The 20,951-nt window shown below is 71.1% G+C and carries 24 protein-coding genes and 1 other RNA gene; 13 read left to right on the forward strand and 12 right to left on the reverse strand.

Annotation, left to right across the window (positions count from 1 at the left end):
* The first annotated feature begins 66 nt into the window (after positions 1-66).
* Together QEZ54_RS01020 and panB are read left to right on the forward strand one after the other, a co-directional pair.
* Complete coding sequence (locus QEZ54_RS01020; protein ID WP_281302512.1) at positions 67-1,821, forward strand: NAD+ synthase; 1,755 nt, start codon at positions 67-69, stop codon at positions 1,819-1,821.
* Between the two features lie 175 nt (positions 1,822-1,996).
* On the forward strand, positions 1,997-2,836 hold the full coding sequence (panB, locus tag QEZ54_RS01025) for a 3-methyl-2-oxobutanoate hydroxymethyltransferase (protein ID WP_281302513.1): 840 nt from the start codon (positions 1,997-1,999) through the stop codon (positions 2,834-2,836).
* A gap of 141 nt (positions 2,837-2,977) precedes the next feature.
* On the opposite strand, the gene npdG is transcribed toward panB, so the two are convergent.
* Both npdG and QEZ54_RS01035 read right to left on the reverse strand, forming a co-directional pair.
* The gene (gene npdG / locus QEZ54_RS01030; RefSeq protein ID WP_281302514.1) at positions 2,978-3,658 is read right to left on the reverse strand and encodes an NADPH-dependent F420 reductase; all 681 of its coding nucleotides are present in this window, start codon (positions 3,656-3,658) and stop codon (positions 2,978-2,980) included.
* A gap of 228 nt (positions 3,659-3,886) precedes the next feature.
* Positions 3,887-4,630, reverse strand: coding sequence for a sulfite exporter TauE/SafE family protein (locus QEZ54_RS01035; protein ID WP_281302515.1), 744 nt, complete (start codon positions 4,628-4,630; stop codon positions 3,887-3,889).
* A gap of 72 nt (positions 4,631-4,702) precedes the next feature.
* Here QEZ54_RS01035 and rnpB point away from each other — a divergent pair.
* Together rnpB and QEZ54_RS01045 are read left to right on the forward strand one after the other, a co-directional pair.
* An RNA gene (rnpB, locus tag QEZ54_RS01040) (RNase P RNA component class A) lies at positions 4,703-5,122 on the forward strand.
* Positions 5,123-5,603: 481 nt separating this feature from the next.
* Positions 5,604-6,110, forward strand: a complete 507-nt coding sequence (locus QEZ54_RS01045) for a hypothetical protein (protein ID WP_281302516.1) — start codon at positions 5,604-5,606, stop codon at positions 6,108-6,110.
* Between the two features lie 430 nt (positions 6,111-6,540).
* Here the strand turns inward: QEZ54_RS01045 and QEZ54_RS01050 are convergent, their stop codons facing one another.
* From QEZ54_RS01050 to QEZ54_RS01060, 3 genes are all read right to left on the reverse strand, one after another.
* Positions 6,541-7,140, reverse strand: coding sequence for a hypothetical protein (locus QEZ54_RS01050; RefSeq protein ID WP_281302517.1), 600 nt, complete (start codon positions 7,138-7,140; stop codon positions 6,541-6,543).
* 175 nt (positions 7,141-7,315) lie between these two features.
* Positions 7,316-7,675, reverse strand: a complete 360-nt coding sequence (locus tag QEZ54_RS01055) for a hypothetical protein (RefSeq protein ID WP_281302518.1) — start codon at positions 7,673-7,675, stop codon at positions 7,316-7,318.
* Positions 7,676-7,898: 223 nt separating this feature from the next.
* Entirely contained in the window at positions 7,899-8,426 is a 528-nt protein-coding gene (locus tag QEZ54_RS01060; protein WP_281302519.1) for a hypothetical protein, read from the reverse strand.
* Between the two features lie 450 nt (positions 8,427-8,876).
* Here QEZ54_RS01060 and QEZ54_RS01065 point away from each other — a divergent pair, with 450 nt between their 5' ends.
* Complete coding sequence (locus QEZ54_RS01065; RefSeq protein ID WP_281302520.1) at positions 8,877-9,290, forward strand: hypothetical protein; 414 nt, start codon at positions 8,877-8,879, stop codon at positions 9,288-9,290.
* A gap of 158 nt (positions 9,291-9,448) precedes the next feature.
* The gene (locus tag QEZ54_RS01070; protein ID WP_281302521.1) at positions 9,449-9,931 is read left to right on the forward strand and encodes a hypothetical protein; all 483 of its coding nucleotides are present in this window, start codon (positions 9,449-9,451) and stop codon (positions 9,929-9,931) included.
* Between the two features lie 218 nt (positions 9,932-10,149).
* On the opposite strand, the gene QEZ54_RS01075 is transcribed toward QEZ54_RS01070, so the two are convergent.
* The 5 genes from QEZ54_RS01075 to QEZ54_RS01095 form a co-directional block, all read right to left on the reverse strand.
* The gene (locus tag QEZ54_RS01075) at positions 10,150-10,746 is read right to left on the reverse strand and encodes a DinB family protein (protein WP_281302522.1); all 597 of its coding nucleotides are present in this window, start codon (positions 10,744-10,746) and stop codon (positions 10,150-10,152) included.
* Positions 10,747-10,938: 192 nt separating this feature from the next.
* Positions 10,939-11,154, reverse strand: coding sequence for a hypothetical protein (locus QEZ54_RS01080; RefSeq protein WP_281302523.1), 216 nt, complete (start codon positions 11,152-11,154; stop codon positions 10,939-10,941).
* 182 nt (positions 11,155-11,336) lie between these two features.
* A complete protein-coding gene (locus QEZ54_RS01085) occupies positions 11,337-12,452 on the reverse strand; it encodes an amidohydrolase family protein (protein ID WP_281302524.1) in 1,116 nt (371 codons plus the stop codon).
* Positions 12,440-13,795 carry a glutamine synthetase family protein gene (locus QEZ54_RS01090; RefSeq protein ID WP_281302525.1) on the reverse strand — a complete coding sequence of 452 codons (1,356 nt, stop codon included), beginning with the start codon at positions 13,793-13,795 and terminating at the stop codon, positions 12,440-12,442. The genes QEZ54_RS01085 and QEZ54_RS01090 overlap by 13 nt, the downstream gene beginning before the upstream one ends.
* A complete protein-coding gene (locus tag QEZ54_RS01095; protein WP_281302526.1) occupies positions 13,792-14,553 on the reverse strand; it encodes a hypothetical protein in 762 nt (253 codons plus the stop codon). The genes QEZ54_RS01090 and QEZ54_RS01095 overlap by 4 nt, the downstream gene beginning before the upstream one ends.
* Positions 14,554-14,657: 104 nt before the next feature.
* On the opposite strand from QEZ54_RS01095, the gene QEZ54_RS01100 reads away from it, so the two are divergent.
* Both QEZ54_RS01100 and QEZ54_RS01105 read left to right on the forward strand, forming a co-directional pair.
* Positions 14,658-15,188 (forward strand): hypothetical protein, encoded by a 531-nt coding sequence (locus QEZ54_RS01100; RefSeq protein WP_281302527.1) that lies wholly within the window; start codon positions 14,658-14,660, stop codon positions 15,186-15,188.
* Positions 15,189-15,191: 3 nt separating this feature from the next.
* Positions 15,192-15,692 (forward strand): DUF1877 family protein, encoded by a 501-nt coding sequence (locus QEZ54_RS01105; protein ID WP_281302528.1) that lies wholly within the window; start codon positions 15,192-15,194, stop codon positions 15,690-15,692.
* Here the strand turns inward: QEZ54_RS01105 and QEZ54_RS01110 are convergent.
* Positions 15,689-16,258, reverse strand: coding sequence for an HD domain-containing protein (locus QEZ54_RS01110; RefSeq protein WP_281302529.1), 570 nt, complete (start codon positions 16,256-16,258; stop codon positions 15,689-15,691). The two genes, QEZ54_RS01105 and QEZ54_RS01110, sit on opposite strands and share 4 nt — an antisense overlap.
* A 64-nt stretch (positions 16,259-16,322) precedes the next feature.
* On the opposite strand from QEZ54_RS01110, the gene QEZ54_RS01115 reads away from it, so the two are divergent.
* The 3 genes from QEZ54_RS01115 to QEZ54_RS01125 are packed head-to-tail and all read left to right on the forward strand — an operon-like array spanning position 16,323 to position 18,134.
* Entirely contained in the window at positions 16,323-16,643 is a 321-nt protein-coding gene (locus QEZ54_RS01115) for a metalloregulator ArsR/SmtB family transcription factor (protein WP_281302530.1), read from the forward strand.
* Between the two features lies 1 nt (position 16,644).
* Positions 16,645-17,622 carry a cation diffusion facilitator family transporter gene (locus QEZ54_RS01120; RefSeq protein ID WP_281302531.1) on the forward strand — a complete coding sequence of 326 codons (978 nt, stop codon included), beginning with the start codon at positions 16,645-16,647 and terminating at the stop codon, positions 17,620-17,622.
* Between the two features lie 8 nt (positions 17,623-17,630).
* The gene (locus QEZ54_RS01125; protein ID WP_281302532.1) at positions 17,631-18,134 is read left to right on the forward strand and encodes a tyrosine protein phosphatase; all 504 of its coding nucleotides are present in this window, start codon (positions 17,631-17,633) and stop codon (positions 18,132-18,134) included.
* Between the two features lie 167 nt (positions 18,135-18,301).
* On the opposite strand, the gene QEZ54_RS01130 is transcribed toward QEZ54_RS01125, so the two are convergent.
* Positions 18,302-19,207 (reverse strand): hypothetical protein, encoded by a 906-nt coding sequence (locus QEZ54_RS01130; protein WP_281302533.1) that lies wholly within the window; start codon positions 19,205-19,207, stop codon positions 18,302-18,304.
* Here QEZ54_RS01130 and QEZ54_RS01135 point away from each other — a divergent pair.
* Positions 19,191-19,373, forward strand: a complete 183-nt coding sequence (locus QEZ54_RS01135) for a hypothetical protein (protein WP_281302534.1) — start codon at positions 19,191-19,193, stop codon at positions 19,371-19,373. The two genes, QEZ54_RS01130 and QEZ54_RS01135, sit on opposite strands and share 17 nt — an antisense overlap.
* 55 nt (positions 19,374-19,428) lie before the next feature.
* Complete coding sequence (locus QEZ54_RS01140) at positions 19,429-20,835, forward strand: RNB domain-containing ribonuclease (RefSeq protein ID WP_281302535.1); 1,407 nt, start codon at positions 19,429-19,431, stop codon at positions 20,833-20,835.
* Positions 20,836-20,951 lie beyond the last annotated feature (116 nt).

Here is a 20,951-nt window from a genome sequence, read left to right on the forward strand (position 1 = left end):
CGGATGTGGCCGGGCACACGGGTGCCGGGACGGGCCCCGGCTGGGGCGATGCGCGAAGATGAGGGCATGACCGCCACGCTGCGTCTCGCTCTCGCCCAGGTCAACCCCACGGTCGGCGATATCGCCGGCAACGCCGCGCTGGTGCGCGAGTGGTCCGCCCGCGCCGCCGAGGCCGGTGCCCACCTGGTCGCGTTCCCCGAGATGATGCTGACCGGCTACCCGGTCGAGGACCTGGTGTTCCGCCAGTCGTTCGTGGACGCCTCCCGGGAGGCGCTGGACCGCCTGGCCGCCGACCTGGCCGCCGACGGCCTCGGCGAGCTGGCCGTGGTCGTGGGCTACCTCGACGCCGACGGCCCGGCCCGCCTCGGTGCCGACAGCACGTCGGCCACCGGCCCGCGCGACTCGCTGGCGCTGCTGCACCGGGGTACGGTCGCGGCCCGCTACGACAAGCACCACCTGCCCAATTACGGCGTCTTCGACGAGGACCGCTACTTCGTGCCCGGCGACACCCTCACCGTGGTGCGGCTGGAGTGGGCCGACGGCAGCCAGGCCGACGTCGCGCTGACCATCTGCGAGGACATCTGGCAGGCGGGCGGGCCGTTCGCGGTCGCCGCCGCCGCCCGGGTCGGGCTGGTCGTCAACATCAACGGCTCGCCGTACGAGCTGAACAAGGACGACGTGCGGCTGCCGCTGGTGGCGCGGCGGGCCGCGGAGGCCAACGCGCCGGTGGCGTACGTCAACATGATCGGCGGGCAGGACGAGCTGGTCTTCGACGGCGACTCCATGATCGTGGCCGCGGACGGGACGCTGCTGGCCCGCGGGGCGCAGTTCGACCCGGCACTGCTCGTACACGACCTGCAGCTGCCCGAGGCGGACCCGGACGCGCCCACCGGCGACCTGGGCGCGATGAAGGCCGCGCGGCACCTGGTGCGCACGAACTGGGGCGCCCCGGTCGGCCCGCCCGCCGACGCCGGCATCGCCGACCGCCTCGCCGACGAGGCCGAGGTGTGGCAGGCCCTCGTCCTCGGCCTGCGCGACTACGTACGCAAGAACGGCGCCAAGTCGATCCTGCTCGGCCTGTCCGGCGGCATCGACTCCTCGGTGGTGGCCGCGATCGCGGTCGACGCCCTCGGCGCCGAGCACGTCGTCGGCGTCTCCATGCCCAGCGGCCACTCCTCGCAGCACTCGCGCGACGACGCCGCCGAGATGGCGCAGCTGACCGGCCTGGACTACCGGGTCGAGCCGATCCAGCACATGGTCGACTCGTTCCTGTCCAACCTGAACCTGTCCGGCCTGGCCGTGGAGAACCTGCAGGCCCGGGTGCGCGCGGTCATCCTGATGGCGCTGTCCAACCAGGAGGGCCACCTGGTCCTCACCACCGGCAACAAGAGCGAGCTGGCCGTCGGCTACTCCACCCTGTACGGCGACTCGGTCGGCGCCTTCAACCCGCTCAAGGACGTGCCGAAGACGCTGGTCTGGAAGCTGGCCCGGTGGCGCAACACCGTCTCCCCCGTGATCCCGGTCAGCTCGATCGAGAAGCCGCCCAGCGCCGAGCTGCGGCCCGGCCAGCTAGACACCGACTCGCTGCCGCCGTACGAGCAGCTCGACGCGATCGTGGCGGGGTACGTCGACGGCGACCAGGGGCGTGACGAGCTGCTGGCCGCTGGGCACGACCAGGCGCTGGTGGACCGGATCCTGCGGCTGATCGACGGGGCGGAGTACAAGCGGCGGCAGTCGGCGCCTGGCACCAAGATCTCGTTCAAGTCGTTCGGGCGCGATCGGCGCCTGCCCATCACCAACCGCTGGCGCGAGTCGCGCTGAGCGCGGTAAGGAAGGGACCCTTCTTATCGCTTTACATAGAGGAAGGGCCCCTTCTTCACTCCTGCCGCAGTGAAATTCTGCACTGAACCCTGACATCGGCCGTTCAACAGGTGGAAACATCCTCCTCAGAGACCCGGGGACCGCGAGCGCGGCCTCGAGGTGAGAGGAGACAGTGATGTCCGACAGCGTGGCGTCCCTCTACGGGGCGAAGGCCGGCAGCCGGGTACGCGCCCGGCACCTGCTGCTGGCCAAGGAGCGCGGCGAGAAGTGGGCCATGCTCACCTCGTACGACCAGTACACCGCGCAGATCTTCGACGAGGCCGGTATTCCGGTGCTGCTCGTCGGCGACTCCGCGGCCAACAACGTCTACGGCTACCCGACGACTGTGCAGGTCACTGTGGAGGAGATGATCCCGCTGGCCCGCGCCGTGGTCGGGGCGACCCGGCGGGCGCTGGTCGTGGCGGACCTGCCGTTCGGCTCGTACGAGGAGGGCCCGGCGCAGGCGCTGCGCACCGCCGTCCGGTTCATGAAGGAGACCGGCTGCCACGCGATCAAGCTGGAGGGCTTCCGGCCCGAGCAGATCGCGGCGATCACCGGGGCGGGGATTCCCGTCATGGCGCACCTGGGGTTCACCCCGCAGTCGGAGCACCAGCTCGGCGGGTACCGGGTGCAGGGGCGCGGCGACGACGCGGCCGCGGCGCTGGTGGCGCAGGCGCGGGCGGTCGCCGAGGCGGGGGCGTTCTCGGTGGTGCTGGAGATGGTGCCGGGGGAGGTCGCGAAGCGGGTGACGGCGGAGGTGCCGATCCCGACCGTGGGCATCGGGGCAGGGGCGGACACCGACGCACAGGTGCTGGTGTGGCAGGACATGGCCGGGATGCGACCGGCGTCGGCCGGTCCGACGCCGCGGTTCGTGAAGAAGTACGCCGATCTGCACAGCGTGCTGAGCGAGGCGGCGGCGGCGTTCGCGGCCGACGTACGCGACGGCGCCTTCCCGACAGCCGAGCACACGTTCTGACCCGTCCAGCCCCGGCGGGTGCCGCCCGGGCCTTTAATTGACGCTGGCCTATCCAGAGGACAGTTTCACGGAATCCGTCTTCTAGATAGGCCAACGTCGATGCTAGGTGCGCGGGTGGGCGGCGCCGGGCAGGGTGAGCGGTCAGAGGTCGGTTACGCGGACGCCGGCGTGGACCTTGTAGCGCTTGTTGATGGCGATCAGGTTCGCGGTGAACGCCTCGATCTGGCCCGCGTTGCGCAGCCGGCCCGCGTGCACCCCGCGCATCCCCGCGATCCGCCCCGCCAACGCCTGCACCACCGCGACGGCCTCGCGGTCGTCCCCGAGCACCAGCACGTCCAGCTCCACCGACTGCACCGACGGATCCGCCAGCAGCTCCGCGCTGACATGGTGGAACGCCGCCGTCACCCGCGAGTTCGGCAGCAGCTTCTCCGCCTGCTGCGCGGCGCTGCCCTCCGCGACCGCCAGCGCGTACGGCCCCTGCTTGTCGAAGCCGAGCGGGTTCACGCAGTCCACGATGATCTTGTCGGCGAGCAGCGGCGCCAGCTCGGTCAGCAGCTCGGCGTGCCCCGCGTACGGCACCGCCACGATCACCACGTCCGACCAGCCCGCGATCTCCGCGTTCGATCCGCCCTCGACCCGTCCGGCCGACGCCAGCTCACCCGCGGCCGCCGCGGCGCGCTCGGCGCTGCGCGAGCCGATGAGCACGTGCTGCCCGGCCAGCGCCAGCCGGTACGCCAGGCCGCGGCCCTGATCGCCGGTGCCGCCGAGGATGCCGACGGTCAGCGCGGTCACGTCGGGAAGGGAAGCCAGATCCAGTGCCATGCGCCCGATCCTCGCACCTCGGACACCGTTCGCGCCCTGTGACATGACTCCCAACGATCGTTAAGGCCCCGCGCCGCCCCCTCCCGCCCCGTCCCGTGTCGGGTCCGTGGCGCAGTTTCGGGGAAAGTGCTGGAATCTTGGCCCCTATTCGTGCACTTTCCCCGAAACTGCACCACCCCGCCGGGCGCGCGAGCGCGGTGGGCGGGGCGCGCGGCGGCGGGGGGCTGGTCAGGTGAGGGCGCGGATGAGGAGGAGGGCGGAGAGGGTGATGCCGAAGGCGACGACGACGCGGCGCAGGGTGCGCGCGGGCAGGCGGCGACCGAGGCGGGCGCCGGCGTACCCGCCGAGCAGGGTCGTCGGGATGAGGATCGCGACGGCCGGCCAGTAGGCGGGGCCGAAGAGGGCGTACACGGTGGTGGTGACCGCGCCGACCGCGAGCTGGAGCACGTTCTTCACCGCCACCAGGCGGTTCAAGGTCTCGGCGAGCATCAGTCCGAGCACCGCCAGCAGGATCACGCCGAGGACCGAACCGAAGTAGCCGCCGTACACGCCGACGGCGAACAGGAGCAGCGCTCGCAGCCATACCGGATGATCACCGCCCAGGCGGACCGACAGCCGCCCCTGGAAGGCCAGGAGCAGCGAGGCCGCGAGGACCAGAAACGGCATGATCACCGCGTACGCGGTGGGCGGGGTACGCAGCAGCAGCACGCAACCGGTCAACGCCCCCGCGGCCGTCAGCGGCACCAGCGAGCGCAGCCGCGCCGACCGTCCCCGCAGGTCCGGCCACGTCCCGACCACGCTCGCCGAGTACCCGCCGATCACCGACATCACCGTCGTCACGCTCGCGCCGACCGGCGGCACGCCCGCCGCCAGCAGCGCGGGCAGCACCAGCAGCGAGCCGCCCCCGGCGACCGCGTTCACGGCCCCGGCGAGCACCCCGGCCGCGGCGAGCGCGGGCAGCAGCACGTCCATCGATGCTGACCGTAACGGGTACGGCACGGTGATCATGCCGGTTGTGCCACGTATCATGGGTAGCGCGACGGACGAGTCGACCGGGCGGTCGCGTCACCGCTGCGGCCTCGGCCCCGGCGGTGCCGAGGAACGTCCGGACTCCACAGGGCAGGGTGGTTGCTAACGGCAACCCGGGGCGACCCGCGGGAAAGTGCCACAGAAAGCAGACCGCCCGCACTCCTCGGAGGAGCGGGTAAGGGTGAAACGGTGAGGTAAGAGCTCACCAGCACCCCGGGTGACCGGGGTGGCTCGGTAAACCCCACCCGGAGCAAGACCAAGACTGGCCGCCGTGAGCCCTCGGGCGGGCGGTGGTCGCGCGGACGTTCGAGGGCTGCCCGCCCGATGTCCGCGGGTAGGTTGCTAGAGCCTGTCGGCGACGGCAGGCGTAGATGGATGGCCGCCACCGGCGCGCGAGCACCGGTACAAAATCCGGCGTACAGGTCGACTCGTCCGTCGCCCTCATGGTCACGCCACCCGCCGCACCCTCTGAACTGCTGCTTCGCTCGGCCTTGTCGGGCAACGTTGGTGGTTGCTGGTCGCCGCTAGACGGCCTGGAGACGGCCTGGCGCTGAGGCTCCCGGGACGCGTCCGATGGGCCGCCGACCCGGTGATGGCGGCGACCCCTGGCGGCTACTTCGCGTCAAGCGCTGCCACCTTGGCGTACTCGGTCAGCTCCCAGTACTCGCGCGCCTCGCTGGGGATGCGGGCGACGAACTCGGCTCGCTCGTCGGTGGGCCACTCAGCGACCTCGTCGGCCGTGGCGGTCAGGAAGGTCAGACGCAGTCCGGTCCTGGACCTACGGTTCGCAGTAGCAACGACTTCGGCCCACTCGTGGCATTAGCCACAACGCGGATGGCACTCCATCGTTCTACATGACGTCGGACACCGACGGCATGGTGGCGTAATTGGGGTCCATATGAAACGAAGAATCGGAATGGCCATCCTGGCGGGAGCGGCTGTAAGCACGGTGGTTACGGGCGCGACACCCGCCGCTGCCCAGGACAGCCTCTTGTCGCTGTCCGACCTTCTGGATCTTTCAAATCTGATCACCGTCAGCCCTTCCGTATTGACGTCCTGCTATCAACTTGGCCAGGGCAAGGACGACTATCTTTCGGGAACCCAAACGATCACCTGCAACCAGAGTGCGACGTCCTCCTCGCCCACACCGCCATCGCCACCGACCGGTGGTGGCATAACCGGGTACGAAGTAGTGCAGGGCAATCTGGTGACACTAGCCCCCAATGGGGCAGGGTTTTCGACGGCCAACTGTCCGGCAGGAAAGAAAGCAGTCGGGGGAGGCTTTAGCGCTTCTCAAGATATTGACGTCGTGAACAGCAATCCGCTACCCGATGGCAGTGCCTGGCAGGTATTCTTCACCAACCGCACGAACACGGACAAAGATGGGTTTGCTTTTGCGGTGTGTATCAATGCCGCGAGCTAACCAGCACCGCCCCAATAGGTGACGCATGCCCTAGTGTCGGAGGTTGCGGTGGGTATGCGGTACCCGCTTACTGATCTCAACGATCGCCTGGACGCGATCGACAGCCGCCTTGAGCAGATGGGCCAAGCTGCCGAGTGCGATCGGCGATCTGGCTGTGGGGCAGGGTGAACTGCGGTTAGACCTTCGAGAGATGCGCCAGGAGCAGACCAGGCAAGGCGCGCTCCTGGCCGCCATCGCACGGAAGCTCGGCGTCGAGGACCAGGGCAACGCGCAGCGCTGAGTCCACGCAGCATGAAGGCGCCGACTGTACGAAGTCGGCGCCTTCCGTGTGTCCGCTGTCAGCCAGCGCTGAAAGCGTCCAGCGCGATGCGGGGCGATACGACGGGGACCGTCACCCGCGGCGGCAGGATCGGGTTGAGCGGAGATCCTCCTAGACGCCTAGGCTCATTCGCGCGACTGCCACGAGTCTCCAGAGCGCAAGACCCAGGGCTCCACCAGCCACAGCCGCGAATACGACATGACCCATCATCATTCGAAGACCGAGCCGCCGCACCAGATACCCCAGCGCCAGCGCCGAGAGCGTGATCGTCAATATCGCGGACAGCAGAAGTCGCGCACTGAACTCGTCAGGGATCGGCCAGGGCGTCAGGAAGAGCAGTGTGTACCAACCCTGCCCGGAGAGTAGGCCTGCTGTCCCACCCGCCAGGACGGCGCTCTCCCGGTTGCCGCCTGTCGTCATTCGCCAGGCCACCACGCCGAGAACAGGACCGACGCCTAGCGATGCGACCACCCAGAATGTTGCCGAGAGGCCGACGGAGTACAGGCCCAGCCTGTCGGCCGCTTCGCCGCTGTCGAGAAAGCCGCCGCGCCACCGCTGGCTCACTTCGATGATCAGCAGGTAGTACACCGCCGTAGCACCGAGGAGCAGCGCCGTGCTCGCGACCGCGGCGCGTGCAGACGACCGCTGCCCAAGGCCGACGAGTAGTGCCGCGAAACACCAGGACAGGCCGGTGCTGAAGACCGCGATCATTGCGGTGCCCCACCTGCCCGGTGCGGCATCGCCCAGGAAGGCCGCAGTGCCCAGCGCTGTGGCGGACAGCAGAATCGTTACTCCGGTGCGTCGGACCGAAGTCTTAGCGACGCCCGGACCACGTAGCCCGCCTATCCTCATACCCACCTCTTACCGGTTCCGTCCACTGGCGCCGCTAATCGCTTTCGCTCGGGCAGTTCAAGTCGATGACTACCCTCAACTGCTTGAGGTCGCCGGACTCGGCGAGCGCCAGCACCTTGTCGCGTGCGCTCTGATCCTCCGGCAACAGTCCGTAGCGGTAGAACGCCGACCCCCTGAGCCGGAGAACCTCCTTCAGCGCGGTGTCCCGCTCTTGAAGCGTCTCGGCCGCGAAGTACGTCCTAGCCCATGAGCAGTGCCAATACCACGAAGCGTCGACTCTACCGGTGTTGACACCGTAGTTGATCTTTTTTCCATCCGCCGCTCTAGGTTCGTACACGGGAGTCTCGGGCCACCGCCAGCCCGGTGCGAGTTCCAGGCTTTCGGCCTCGTCCACGTACTCTGCCGCAGCCTGGTCTGCGGAGATCCATTCTGATTCACCAGGTGGCGGACTGCTGCCGCAACCTGCCGCCGTCACCAGAACGAGAAGGAAGGCGACATGCGAGTTGCGGCGACGATTGGCCCTTGCCGGACGGTTGGCTGTCATGTGGTCTTACCGCCTCCGAGCTCACGAAAGCCCCACGGATCAGCCGCGATCCGCAGGGCTTCCGCAGTCGCGACTAGTAGTTCTGCGTACCGGCGAAGTGATGGTTGCAGCCCGGGTTAGTGCAGGTGGTCGTACGCGCGAACGAGTTTCTGAACTGGAAGCCGTTGGAGAGGTACCAGTGCGTGTACCACGTGTTCAGCGAGTACATGGAGAACTCGCTGCCGCCTACGACACTGCCGTTATTTGCGATATAACGCCATTTGATTCCATCGACGGGTCGCGAACTGCCATCGAGAAGGGGCAGCTCACTGAATTTGATCTTCGCGTTCCCGTCACCCGACTTAGTCCGGTAAGTTGTTGATATGTACCACTCGGACGACCAGCTCCACGTGTCGCCCGAAACGGCATGGTCCGAGGCCGCATGTGCGACACCAGGCAGAGCGATGACCATGATCATCGCGATCGCGGATGTGACGGCAGGCACCAACCGCCGCATCACCCCGCGCGCTGCGGTTCTCTCCACTTTGTGCACCCTTCTGAAGGTGGCCGAGCCGGCCCGAGCGGGACGGCGGGCATGGATCAGAGCGACGCGCAGATGCATCCATATACTCAGGACTTCTGGCGCATCCCCCGACGATCGCAAGAACCCGGGAGGAACGGCCCCTCGTTCGGTGCCGACAACACGGCAAGCCAGGGCACAGTAAGGCCACACAGCGACGATCGTCCCACCGTAACCCTCCACAGGTCCGCGATCATGCAGCCAGAACCCTACGGTTGACGCACATACATGTCAATGGAGGGATGCGATCGCCCTCTCAGGACCCCGCAGCCCAGACACCTGCGAGACCCGTGTTCGAACGGCTCCATCCGAACCACTTCGTCCGAGTCGGGAGTTCGCGCTCGATGGGGTCCGAAGTAGCCGTCCTCCGCATCGAGGCAGCGCTCCGGGATCCCCAGCGGTTGTTGCCGGTCGCGGGGCAGCGCACCGAAAGGGTCATGTCGACCGTTCAGTGGGAACCACTTCGCCCCCGGCAGGTCGCTGCACTGGGAGATGCACCTGCGGTTCGCCAAGACCAACGTCAGCGCCTCGAGTGGAATGAGCCTGCTCGTCTCCGATCGCAGCGAAGACACCAACATGACCAACAGCTTCTTCGGCTTCGACGTCCGTCCGCGTGGCGTCGGCGCCGCCCCGTCCACCGGGCCGGACTCCGCGACCGCCCCCGCACCCACCTCGCTCGCGGGCTCGCCTTCCGCGTCGGTCCGGTCGTCAGCAACTCCGGCATCGCCGACCCCGGCACAGTCGGAGTCGGCGCAGCCGGAAGCCACCCCGGGCGAGCCGGTCAACGCGGCCGTGTCGGAGTCGGGTTCCGGCTCGGCCGTACTTGTCCTGCTCGCAATCCTGCTGGTGCTGACCCTGGGCGCCTCGCTCGGTCTGTGGCGGCGTGCGCGGCGGACGCGCACGTAGGCTGCCCCGTCTGCCGAGTGAGCAGACGAGCCACCGTCCGTCGCCGCGTCGCAAAGAGCGGCGCCTGTCGCGCTGCTCACCTCGCTCCGCACCAGCTACGACGCCGCCGTGCTCCTGTGGAACACTGTGGCCTCTTCGCAGCTCAGCAAGGCAGGACGATGATCACCCGCACCTCGCGCACCCTCGGCTACGCCGTCCTCGCCGCACTCGCGGCTCTGCAGGCCGCCGGGTGCGGCGACTCGTCAGAATCCGCACCCGGTACCGCCCCGGCAGCCAGCTCGCAGCAGCCCGCCGCAGTGGTCCAGCCCGCCGTCGACACCGCGGTACGCCAGGTCGTCACGGCCTACCTCAATGCGGTCCAGGACGGTGATTTCGCGGAAGGGCACCTGCTGGTCTGCGCGGATGTGCGCGAGCAGTACGACGCGGTCGCCCAGACCGACGCCGGAACCTTCGGCCCGCGCTTCAAAGTGACCTCCTACACGATCACCGAGACCCGGTCCGAGGGGTCGGCAGTCGAGGTCCGCGCGGCCCAGAAGGTCACCGTCGCAGGCCGGTCGGAGCCGATGGAGCTGACCGTGGTCTACACGATGGCCCAGGCGGCCGACGGCTGGTGCATCGCCCGGGAACTGCCCGCTCTCTGACCAGCGCGGCCCCACTGGCAGGGGCACGCCTCATGATTCGCCGCCTCCCCCACCATGCTGGCCACGGCCGGTCCAGGGCGAGGCCGGATGGGCAGGCAGATACCCGCCCCGTCCGATTCACGGCCTGCTACAGCCGAACGCAGGCGGACGAGGTGGCCACCGCCAGGCGGCCAGCCCGAGCACGAAGTCCCTGGCTGCGCCACAGTAAGAAGCTGGAGCTAGCCTTCACCGAAGTGGTCGGCCAGCTTCGTGAGCCTGGTGACGTACGCCGGCCAGTCGTAGCCGTCAGGGATGTTGGAGTTCTCCCGGCCCAGGCCGACCGCCGCGTCGTGCTGCTCGCGCAGGATGTCCGCGTGACCGGCGTGTCGAGCGAGGTCGCAGGTCACGTGGATGATGACCCGGTGCAGTGTCACGGCCTGGTTCTCCGGCCGCCACCACGGCACCAGCCCCGGCGCGCCGAGCGGCAGCCGCTCGATCGTCTCATCCGCGAACGCTGCGACCCGGCGGTACAGGTCGATCAACCCGTCCTTCGTCTCGTCCTCGCGCGCGTACCAGTCCGCCTGCGGGTCCTGTTCGAACGCCTCCGTCGGGACCAGTTCCCCGGGCGTCGGGAACTCGCGCCCGAATGTGGGTCCGAAGTAGCCGGCTTCCACGTTGAGGCAGTGCTTCAGGATCCCCAACAGGTTGGTGCCGGTCTCGGTGCGGGGCAGTCTCGCTTCGCGTTCGCTGAGCCCGTCGAGCTTCCAGATCAGGCCTTCGCGAGCCTCCCGGAGGTAGTTGTGCAGCGCGGCCTTCGCATCGTCCAAGTCAGCCATGCCGCCTAGTCTTCCTCACGGGCCCAGCCAGCATGTGCCCAGCCGACGCGTGGTCAGATGACGGGCTGCGGCGTACCGCGGATACCGCTTCGAGCTGATGCTGACCGCCGACCATCGGATGCGGCACCCACCGGCGGCATCCGACCCGTGGGTGCCGCGAGGTTGGTACGCGTGGCGCGACGTACGTCGGAGTTACCGGTCCGCTGATCCGTCGAAGTGCGCCGGATCGTACGGCCGCTCGCCCACCCGGCAGTGGTAGCAGTGCTCGACGACACCGTCGCCGGCGTACCAGTCGTGATCGCCGCAGTCCCGGCGCCCCTTGTCGGCGAAACCGAGATTGATCAGGAACCACGGCAGTCTGGTGCGTATCCGCGTCCGGAGCCGGTACCGCCCGCGCTGCTCAGCCACGGCCGCAGCATATGGCCATCAGCTTCGCCACCGCTGCCCCGCGACGGGACATGCCCCTGCGCGGCTTCACACCTCATAGGGTGTACGTACAACCTGTGAGGTGTGAGCCGCCGCAGCACATCCATACCCGCGGCGCACGAATCGGCTGGCCGCGAGCACGGCCAGGGTGCGCCGTGGTTCGGTTACAGGCCGTAGAGCCTGCGGGCGTTCGCGGAGCCGAGCTGGTCGGCGATCCGGAGCGCGTCGGTGGCGGGCAGGGCGCCGTCCGCGACGAAGCCGCCCAGGACCTGGCCGAGGCTGTGGCGGAACTGGGCGGCACCGATCAGGTACAGCTCGGGCAGGCCGAACGCGTCCGAGGAGTACAGCAGCTTGCCGAACGGGGCCAGTTCCAGGAACTCGGCGAGCACGGCCGTGAAACGGGCGCCCAGGTGCGCGACGGTGAGGCCGACGTCGGCGTAGACGTGCGGGTACACCTGGGCCAGCCACCCGGCCTGGCGGTGGTACGGGTAGCAGTGCAGCAGGACCAGCCGGGCCCCGGTGCGCAGCGTCGCCTCGCAGAACGGCTGCAGCAGCGCGGGGTCGGTGCGGGCCAGCAGCGCGTCGCGGTCGCCGAAGCCGGTGTGCAGCTGGATCGGCAGGCCCGTGTCGACCGCGCACCACAGCAGGTGGCGCAGCAGCACCGGATCGGTGAGGCGGCCGCCGTCGCGCAGCCAGCGCGCCGCCGCGACCCGCACCTCCTGCGGCTGCGGGCGGGTCGGGTCGAGGCCGAGCCCGTGCCGGTACGCGGCGATCGACTTGGTGGCGACCGCGCCGGGCAGGGCGGCGCGCAGCGCGTCGGCGAACGCGTCGGCGAACGCGTCCGGCCCGCTGACGGGCGCGACCGACTCGGCCAGCTGCTCCAGCCGTACCACCGCATGGGTCGGTGCCGCGGCCAGCGCGCCCACCGCGGGCGCGGGCAGCAGGCCGCTCACGGCCGGGCCGGTGTCGACGAGCAGCGCGGACAGGCATGCGGCGCGCAGCAGCCGCCCGGCGGCCTCCTCGGGGCCCAGCCGCCGCCGCTGCCACAGGTAGTCCTCGACGCCCGCCCCGGCGTCCAGGCCGAGCAGTGGCGCGCACCAGCGGCGCAGCGCCAGGCCGACCTGGCTGTCCAGGTACGGGGCGCCGACCGGTGCCGGTTCGTCGGCCTCGGTGCACCACAGCTCGAACGCGGCGTCGTCCAGCGGCGTGGTGGTGATGCCGTGGCAGTGCCCGTCGACCAGGTCGAGCCCGCTGAGGTCGAGCATGTTCAGTACCGCCACCGGACGGCCTCCACCAGCTCGGCCTCGGGCAGCCTGCCCAGCGTGTCCGCCTCGGCCCGGTGCACCGCGTCGAACGCGTCCAGCAGCGGCGCCCCGAGCACGGCGCACAGCTCGCGGTCGGCGTGCAGGGCGGCGAGCGCGGCGGCGGGCGTGTCGGGCAGTCGCGGCGGCGGCGAGGCCAGCGTGTACGGGTCCACCCGCACCTCCTCCGGCAGCCGCAGCCCCGCGTCGACCGCGTCGGCGACCAGCGCGCACACCGCCCCGACCACCAGGTACGGGTTCGCCGCCGCGTCCACGCACTTGACCTCGGCGTTGGCCGCGCCGCTGCCGTTGCCGACGACGCCGGTGACGAAGCGCAGCCCCGCCTCCCGGTTCTCCCGCCCCCAGCACCGGTACGCCCCCGCCCAGCGCTGCGGCGCCTGGCGCAGCGCGCTCGCGGGGCTGGGCACGCCGAGCCCGGCCAGGGCGGGCAGCCGCGACAGCACCCCGGCCAGGGCGGATTCGCCACGGGCGGTCATGCCGTACGGGCCGTCGCCGTCGGCGAGCAGGTTGGCGCCGTCGGCCCATACCGAGAAGTGCAGGTGCATGCCGTTGCCGACCTGCCGGGCGACGGCGACGGGCGCGAACGAGGCGCGCAGCCCGTGCCGCAGCGCGGTGGCGCGGACGGTCTCGCGGGCGAGCACGACCCGGTCGGCGGCGTGCACGGGCTCGGCGTGGCCGACGGACAGTTCCAGCTGGCCGGTGCCGTACTCGGGGTGGAACTGCTCGACGGCGACGTCCTGCGCGGCCAGCGCGGCGAGCAGGTCGCGGCCGAAGTCGGACAGCTCGACCAGCCGGGTCATGCCGTAGGCGGGGCCGTCGGAGGCCGGGCCGCCGTCCGGGCGGGCCAGGTAGAACTCCAGCTCGAAGGCCATCCGCAGGGTGACTCCGGCGGCCGCGGCGCGGGCGGTCATGCGGCGGGCGAACAGGCGCTGGTCCGCCGGGTACGGCTGCCCGTCCTGGGTCCACCGGTCGACCGGCGCCCAGGCCCAGCCGGGCTGGGCGGCGAGCACGGTGAGCCGGTCCAGGTCGGGGTGCAGCCGCAGGTCGCCGACGGGGCCGCCGATGAGCCGCCCGGCGGTGATGGTGTCGTCGACGCAGAACACGTCGTGCACGGTGGACATGCCGACGCCCCACGCGGCCGCGCCGGGCAGCCGCGCCGTGGGCACGGCCTTCACCCTGGTCACGCCCGCGTTGTCGACCCAGGTCAGGGCGGTGCCGTGCACGCCTGACGCGGCGAGCTTGGCGGCGGCGTCGCGACCGGCGGCGGCCAGGGCGGTCCGGTCCAGCGCCGGGGTGGTCACCGGCCGGTTCCGGCGGGTACGGCCGGTGCGGTCTCCCGGGCCGCCTGGGCGGGTGCGGCCGCCGAGCCGGGACGCTGGTGCTGCTGCAGGTGGTGGGCGATCGCGTACACGAACAGGGTCGCGCCGGTCATCTCCAGCAGCTCCTCGAAGGAGGCCGACAGCACGTAGCGCATGCTGGCCCAGCCGGGGGTGAAGCCGATGTTCTCGCGGCCGGAGAACGCCCCGACGACCTCCATGCCCGCCGCGCCGCTGAGGAACAGCGCCGCCCCGACGAGCACGAACAGGCGCACCCGTCCCGGCAGCGCGAGCAGGAACCGCGTGTACGACACGGCCAGCACCAGCACGAACGGCGCGGCGAGGACCAGCCAGGACAGGTACGACGCCTGGCCCAGGTGCACCACGGCGACGGTGGCGCCGATCTCGTGGATCTGGGCGTACTCGTCGATCGACAGCAGCGCGAAGACGAAGCTGAGGATGCGCCAGTGCCGGGCGAAGCGGGCCCCGGACGCCTTGGCGCGGCTCGCCACCTGCCACAGCAGCAGCGCGGCCAGCAGCAGCACCCCGGAGGAGTACCACGTCGGCAGGTTGTCCTCCTTGTCGACGTAGAAGAACTTGACCAGGCGCCCGAAGTACGGGAACGGCGCGTACACGCCGAGCCCGTGGTAGACCAGGCAGAAGCCGAGGCTGAGCGCGTGCAGGGCGGCGATGCAGCACAGCAGGGTGCGCAGCAGGCGACCGGCGGAAATGTCGAGCTTCACCAGGTCTACAACGATGGGTCCGGCCGATCTGACACGAGCCCCGGCCGGGTGGCCGCGACGTCGCCGAGTTTCCCGGCGGCGGCAGCTGTGCCATAGTCACCGCTGTGTCCGATCCGATCGCGCGGTTGGCCGCGCTCGCCGCCGCCGTGGTGGCGCTGGCGGCCCTCGTCGTGGCCGTGCTGGCGTACCGGCGGGGCGGGGCGCGCCCCAGCGCCCGGCTGTACCACATGAACAACTTCGGGCCCGGTGACGCCAAGGAGTTCCTGATCGCCACCACGGTCACCAACGGCGCGCTCGGCGCGGTGCAGGTGGTGACCGTCGAGCTGGAGGTGCAGGGCGTGCGCGGGCGGCACATGCTGGGCGGGCAGGGCCGGCGCGGGCCGGAGCTGCCGTTCCGGCTGGAGGGCCAGCAGAGCGCCACCTGGACCGTCCCGGCCGCCGACGTGGCCGAGCTGCTCCGGGTGTACGACAAGAACCCCGCCCGCATCCGCGCCGTGCTCGCCCTGGGCACCGGCCGTACGGTCAAGGGCGGCTGGTTCCGGTTCGACCTGGACAAGTGGGCCGCCGGAGTGATCCCCGCCCCGCGTACCGGCGGATCGAAGCAGGCGGCGGCGCCCGCCAAGGCGAAGGGCTGAGCCGTGACCGGTGTGGACATGTACTGGCACCGCGTGCCCGCGACCGCGCTGAAGGCGTCGCCGCGCGAGCTGTGGGAGTCGGTGCCGACCTTCGGTGACGACGGCTACCCGCTGGCGGTCGCCGAGGGCGTGGTGCTGGCCGTGGCCGAGGACTACCTGCTGCTGGAGGTGCTGTTCGCGGGCAGCACCGGGATGGCCGCCGACCCGGCCGGGCTGGTGGTGTCCGGAGGCGACTGGCGGGTGATCGGCGACTCCGACGACGAGGTCGGCGTGCTGACCCCGCAGCAGGTCGAGGCGGTCTCGGCGTACCTGTCCGACGCGGATCCGCTGGAGTGGATCGGGCGGCGGTCGACGGAGCTGGCGGCGGTGCTGCGCGGCTACTCGCCGAACCCGTGGTCCGAGCAGCGCGCGAGCCACCTGGCCCAGGACGCGGTCGAGCTGGTCGACTTCTACCACCGCGCCGCCGAGGCGGGCGAGGCGGTCGTGAAGATCCTGGTCGCCTAGCGCGGGTACGACCCCTGCCAGGCCAGCCGCTCGTCCGCCCCGGTGGCGAGCCGCTCCAGCACCGTGTCCACCAGCAGGAACGCCTCCCAGTGGTCGGTCCCGGCGGCGGTGACCCGGTCGGCGAGCAGCTGCTCCAGCTCGGCGACCCGCTTGCCCTTCCACACCTTGTCCGCGACGGTGACCAGCAGGTCCTCGGTGCCGCTGCCCCGGTCCCACTGCGCGTGGCCGGCGGCGAAGCGGGCCAGCTCCGGGTCGATGCCGTGCGCCCGCAGCAGCCGGGCCCCGGCCTGCTCGTGCTCGTGCCCAGGGCCCGCCAGTTCGCCGGGGTGGAGCGTCTTGCCGATGTCGTGGGTGGCGGCGCCGAACAGGACGGCGTCGCGGTCGTACGCCAGCGCGGGGCAGCGCTCCGCCAGTTCGGCGGTCAGTCGCCAGGCGACGTCGTGCACCAGGCGCAGGTGGGCGGCCAGGCGCGGCGGCGCGGACAGGGTGCGCAGCAGGTCGGCGGCGGTGTCGGGCAGGGGCCGCAGCGGCGGGTCGGTCAGGGCACGCTCAAGGGCCGAGGGCATCGGTTCAGTATAGGTCGACTGTTCAGCTGATGCTGAAGTCAGCTTCGGCTGTAGAATCGAGGGCATGCTCGGTGCCGTTACTGACGTGGAAGTGCTGGCCAGGTTCGGCCAGGCGCTGTCCGACCCCACCCGCATCCGGCTGCTGCTGGCCCTGCGGGAGGGCCCGGCCTACCCGACGGAGCTGGCCGACCGACTCGGCGTGACCCGCACCAACCTCTCCAACCACCTGGCCTGCCTGCGCGGCTGCGGCCTGGTAGTGGCCAGCCCGCAGGGCCGCCGCAGCCGGTACGAGCTGAGCGACGCCCGCCTGGCCCACGCCCTGGACGACCTGCTCGGCCTGGTCCTCGCCATCGACCCGGCGGTCTGCGCCAGCGAGGTGGGCTGACATGGGACACGACCACGCCGAGCACGCCCACGGGCACGGCGGCCACGCGCACGGCGTGTCGGCCGACGCCGACCGGCGCTGGCTGAGCATCGCGCTCGCCCTGATCCTCGGGTTCATGGCCGTCGAGGTCGTCGTCGGCCTGCTCGCCGACTCGCTCGCCCTGCTGTCCGACGCCGCGCACATGCTCACCGACGCCGCCGCGATCGTGCTGGCCCTGGTGGCGATGCGCCTGGCCGCCCGCCCGCCCCGCGGCGGCTACACGTACGGGCTCAAGCGCGCCGAGATCCTGTCCGCCCAGGCCAACGGCATCACCCTGCTGCTGCTGGCCGCCTGGCTGGCGTACGAGGCGATCGGGCGGCTCATCGACCCGCCGGCCGTGCGCGGCGGGGCGGTGCTGGTCACCGCCATCGCGGGCATCGGCGTGAACCTGGTCGCCGCCTGGTGCCTGTCCCGGGCCAACCGGGCCAGCCTCAACATCGAGGGCGCGTTCCAGCACATCCTGAACGACCTGTTCGCCTTCATCGCCACCGCGGTCGCGGGCCTCGTCGTGCTCACCACCGGCTTCAACCGGGCCGACGGCATAGCCTCGCTGGCCGTCGTCGTGCTGATGGTCAAGGCGGGCCTGGAGCTGCTCGCCGCCTCCGGCCGCATCCTGCTCGAAGCCGCCCCGGCCGGGCTCAGCCCCGACGCGCTCGGCGCGGAACTGGCCGGCGTCGACGGCGTGGTCGAGGTGCACGACCTGCACGTCTGGCAGGTGACCTCGGGCTACCCGGCCCTGTCGGCGCACATCCTGGTCCGGCCGCACGGCGACTGCCACGCCGTGCGCCGCGAGGTGGAGGGGCTGCTGCGCGGGCGGCACCACATCGCGCACACCACGCTGCAGGTCGACCACGCCGACGACCACGACACCCCGGCCGCGATCGCGGCCGCCCACTGCGCCGACCCGCACGGCGCCGTCTACCGCCCGCCGAACGCATAATCAGCGGCATGCCGCACAGTGACCCGCACGTCGTGCACGACAAGCCGGGCCGCATCGCGATGATGCCCCGCCCGGCCCGCAACGTGAGGCTCGACGACGACCTGGCCCGGCTGCGCTCGGTCCACGGGGTCGACGTCCTGGTCTGCGCGCTGCCCGACGACGAGCTGGAGCTGCTGGGCATACCCGACGAGGGGGACGCGGTCCGCCGGGCCGGAATCCGGTTCGAGCACTTCCCCATCGGCGACCACGACGTCCCGGAGTTCTGGTCCTACCACGCCCTCACCGCCCGCCTGGCCGCCGACGTCACCGCCGGGGCGTACGTGGTGGCGCACTGCTGGGCCGGGATCGGGCGGTCGGCGCTCATCGCGGGCGGCATCCTCATTCAGCTGGGCATGCCCGCGCAGCAGGCGGTAGACCAGCTGGTGGAGGGGCGGGGGCTGCCCTGCCCGGAGACGCCGGCGCAGCACCGGATCCTCCTGCGGCTGGCCGAAACGCTCGCCGCCGCCCGCTGACCCCCGAAAGGAAGGGACCCTTCTTATCGCTTTCCGTAGCAGAAGGGCCCCTTCTTAACCTGCGGGTGGCCGTGGCCGGTCGGCGCCGCGGAAAGCCGATGCGGCAGGCGATGGCGCGATAGGTGCACTGTGGAGTGCTTGCGCGACTGCGGATCGCTTTCGCTATTTTATGGATTTCGCTCACACATGGGCTTTTTGCGGCGCACAGTGATGTCTGGAGCAGCAGTGCGCGGGATTCGCACCGGTGAACCACGTTCGCCGGGCAGGCCGGACACCGCTGTTCGCGGTTCCACCGGAGGCATGTCCGGTAGGACACACCCGTGAGGAGGAGCGATGGCCGTAGCCAAGGCCGCAGCGAAGAAGGCCCCTGCTAAGAAGGCCGCTGCCACGAAGGCGGCCGCCAAGAAGGCGCCGAGTCGGCCGGTTGCGGCGAAGAAGACCGCGACCGCCAAGAAGACGTCTCCGGCGAAGAAGACCGCCACCGCGAAGAAGACCAGCGCGGCCAAGAAGACCACCGCGGCGAAGGCCACCGCGGCGAAGAAGACCTCGGCGGCGGCGAAGAAGACCACCGCGAAGAAGTTGACTGCGGCCGTGAAGAAGACCGCACCGGCGAAGAAGGCGACGGCGAAGAAGGCCATGGCTACCAGGAGCACGACGGCTCGCAAGACCACGGCGGCTCGCAAGACCACGGCGAAGAAGACCACCGCCGCCAAGAAGACGACGCCGATGAAGAAGGCCGCCGTCGCGAAGAAGACGTCGCCGGCCAAGAAGACCACCGCGGCCAGGAAGACGACCACGGCGAAGAAGACGTCCCCGGCCAAGAAGACCACGGCCCGCAAGACGACCGCCGCGAGGAAGACCACCGCCGTCAGGAAGACCACTGCCGCGAAGAAGACCACGGCGGCGGCCAAGAAGACCACGGCGGCCCGCAAGACGACCTCGGCGGCGCGCAAGGCCGCCCCGGCCAGGGGAATCACCTCGGCGGTCAGGAAGACGGCGGCGAAGAAGGCCACCACCGCGAAGAAGACGACCGCGGCCGCGCGCAAGACCACGCCTATGAAGAAGGCGGCCACCGCCCGCAAGACCACTCCGGCCAGGAAGACCGCCACCGCGGCGAAGAAGACCGCGCCCGCTCGCAAGACGGCGGTACGCAAGACGACCGTGCGCAAGACCGCGATGAAGTCCGCGGCCGCCAAGGCGACGACCCGCCGCGCGCCTGCCCGCAAGAGCATGCGCTGACCGGGTGACCAGCCGGACGGTGCCGCCGGAGGTCGGCTGCTGATAAGAATGACCAATGGCACACCGCCGCCTGACCACCCAGGCCATCGACTTCACTCCCCTGCGCCGTGAGCTGGACCTGCCCGACGGGTTCCCGCCCGCGGCGCAGGCGCAGGCCGAGCAGGCCGCGCGGGAGGTGAGGCTGCCCGACACCGACCTCACCGACATCCCGTTCGTGACCGTCGACCCGGCCTCGTCGCGCGACCTGGACCAGGCCCTGTGCCTGCTGCGGCGCGACGGCGGCGGCTACCGGGTGCACTACGCCATCGCCGACGTCGCGGCGTACGTCACGCCGGGCAGCGCCCTGGAGGCCGAGACCTGGCAGCGCGGGCAGACGGTGTACCTGCCCGACGGCAAGGTGCCGCTGCACCCCGCGGTGCTCAGCGAGGGTGCGGTGAGCCTGCTGCCCGAGGTGGAGCGGGCCGCGGTGGTGTGGACCGTCGACGTCAGCGCCGACGGCGACACCGAAGCCGTGACGCTGCGGCGGGCCCGGGTCCGCAGCCGGGCCAAGCTCGCCTACGAGGGCGTGCAGTCCGATGCCGACAGCGGCAAGCTGGCCGAACCGATCGCGCTGCTACCGGAGCTGGGCAAACTGCTGATCGCGCGGGCGCTCGAACGCGGCGCCATCAACCTGCCCATGCCGGAGCAGGAGATCGAGCCCGACGGCAAGGGCTGGCGGCTCAGCCTGCGCGCACCGCTGCCCAGCGAGGAGTGGAACGCGCAGATCTCGCTGCTCACCGGCCGGGCCGCCGCCGAGATCATGCTCAAGGGCCGGATCGGCCTGCTGCGCACCATGCCCGCGCCCGACCCGCACGCCGTGGCGCGGCTGCGCCTGGCCGGGCAGGGCCTGGGCATCGACTGGCCCGACGGGATGACGGTGGGCCAGGTCATCGCCCGGCTCGACTGCGCCGACCCGAAGGCCGCCGCGTTCGTCGACGAGGCCGCCGAGCTGCTGCGCGGCGCCGGATACACCCCGTTCGCCGGCGAGGTGCCGGCCGAGCCCGCCCACGCCGCGGTGGCTTCGACGTACGCGCACGTCACCGCCCCGCTGCGGCGACTCGCCGACCGGTACGCCACCGAGGTGTGCCTGGCCCTGCATGAGGGCCGGGACGTGCCCGCCTGGGCCGCCGAGGCGCTGCCGCAGCTGCCCGGCATCATGACCGGCACCGGCACGGTGGCCTCGGCCGCCGAGCGCGGCGCGATCGACCTGGTCGAGGCCGTCGTGCTCGCCGACCGGATCGGCGAGACGTTCCCGGCCGCCGTGCTGGACACCAACCACGGCAAGCCCGGCGGCACGGTGGCCCTGGACGAGCCCGCCGTCCGCGCCCGCTGCGACGGCGACCTGACCGCCGGGGACCGCGTCACCGTGCGGCTGACCACCGCCGACCCGGCCAAGCGCCTGGTCCGCTTCGCGCTGGCCTAGCCGCCTCCATCGCCTCGCGCCCGCTTCGCCCTCGCCCGGCCACCGCTGCGCGCCGCTACGCGAGGTTAAGAAGGGGCCCTTCTACATCGGATAGCGATAAGAAGGGTCCCTTCCTT

It is taken from the genome of Catellatospora sp. KI3, assembly GCF_029948125.1.
Lineage (GTDB): Bacteria > Actinomycetota > Actinomycetes > Mycobacteriales > Micromonosporaceae > Catellatospora.

Excerpts from the sequence above, each read along its gene's own strand:
- npdG (WP_281302514.1), bottom strand. The coding sequence starts at position 3,658 with ATGGCACTGGATCTGGCTTCCCTTCCCGACGTGACCGCGCTGACCGTC.
- panB (WP_281302513.1), top strand. The coding sequence starts at position 1,997 with ATGTCCGACAGCGTGGCGTCCCTCTACGGGGCGAAGGCCGGCAGCCGG.
- QEZ54_RS01020 (WP_281302512.1), top strand. The coding sequence starts at position 67 with ATGACCGCCACGCTGCGTCTCGCTCTCGCCCAGGTCAACCCCACGGTC.
- QEZ54_RS01035 (WP_281302515.1), bottom strand. The coding sequence starts at position 4,630 with ATGGACGTGCTGCTGCCCGCGCTCGCCGCGGCCGGGGTGCTCGCCGGG.
- QEZ54_RS01045 (WP_281302516.1), top strand. The coding sequence starts at position 5,604 with ATGGCCATCCTGGCGGGAGCGGCTGTAAGCACGGTGGTTACGGGCGCG.
- QEZ54_RS01140 (WP_281302535.1), top strand. The coding sequence starts at position 19,429 with ATGGCACACCGCCGCCTGACCACCCAGGCCATCGACTTCACTCCCCTG.
- QEZ54_RS01120 (WP_281302531.1), top strand. The coding sequence starts at position 16,645 with ATGGGACACGACCACGCCGAGCACGCCCACGGGCACGGCGGCCACGCG.
- QEZ54_RS01070 (WP_281302521.1), top strand. The coding sequence starts at position 9,449 with ATGATCACCCGCACCTCGCGCACCCTCGGCTACGCCGTCCTCGCCGCA.
- QEZ54_RS01050 (WP_281302517.1), bottom strand. The coding sequence starts at position 7,140 with ATGATCGCGGTCTTCAGCACCGGCCTGTCCTGGTGTTTCGCGGCACTA.
- QEZ54_RS01060 (WP_281302519.1), bottom strand. The coding sequence starts at position 8,426 with ATGCATCTGCGCGTCGCTCTGATCCATGCCCGCCGTCCCGCTCGGGCC.
- QEZ54_RS01110 (WP_281302529.1), bottom strand. The coding sequence starts at position 16,258 with ATGCCCTCGGCCCTTGAGCGTGCCCTGACCGACCCGCCGCTGCGGCCC.
- QEZ54_RS01125 (WP_281302532.1), top strand. The coding sequence starts at position 17,631 with ATGCCGCACAGTGACCCGCACGTCGTGCACGACAAGCCGGGCCGCATC.
- QEZ54_RS01135 (WP_281302534.1), top strand. The coding sequence starts at position 19,191 with ATGAAGAAGGCGGCCACCGCCCGCAAGACCACTCCGGCCAGGAAGACC.
- QEZ54_RS01115 (WP_281302530.1), top strand. The coding sequence starts at position 16,323 with ATGCTCGGTGCCGTTACTGACGTGGAAGTGCTGGCCAGGTTCGGCCAG.
- QEZ54_RS01075 (WP_281302522.1), bottom strand. The coding sequence starts at position 10,746 with ATGGCTGACTTGGACGATGCGAAGGCCGCGCTGCACAACTACCTCCGG.
- QEZ54_RS01065 (WP_281302520.1), top strand. The coding sequence starts at position 8,877 with ATGCACCTGCGGTTCGCCAAGACCAACGTCAGCGCCTCGAGTGGAATG.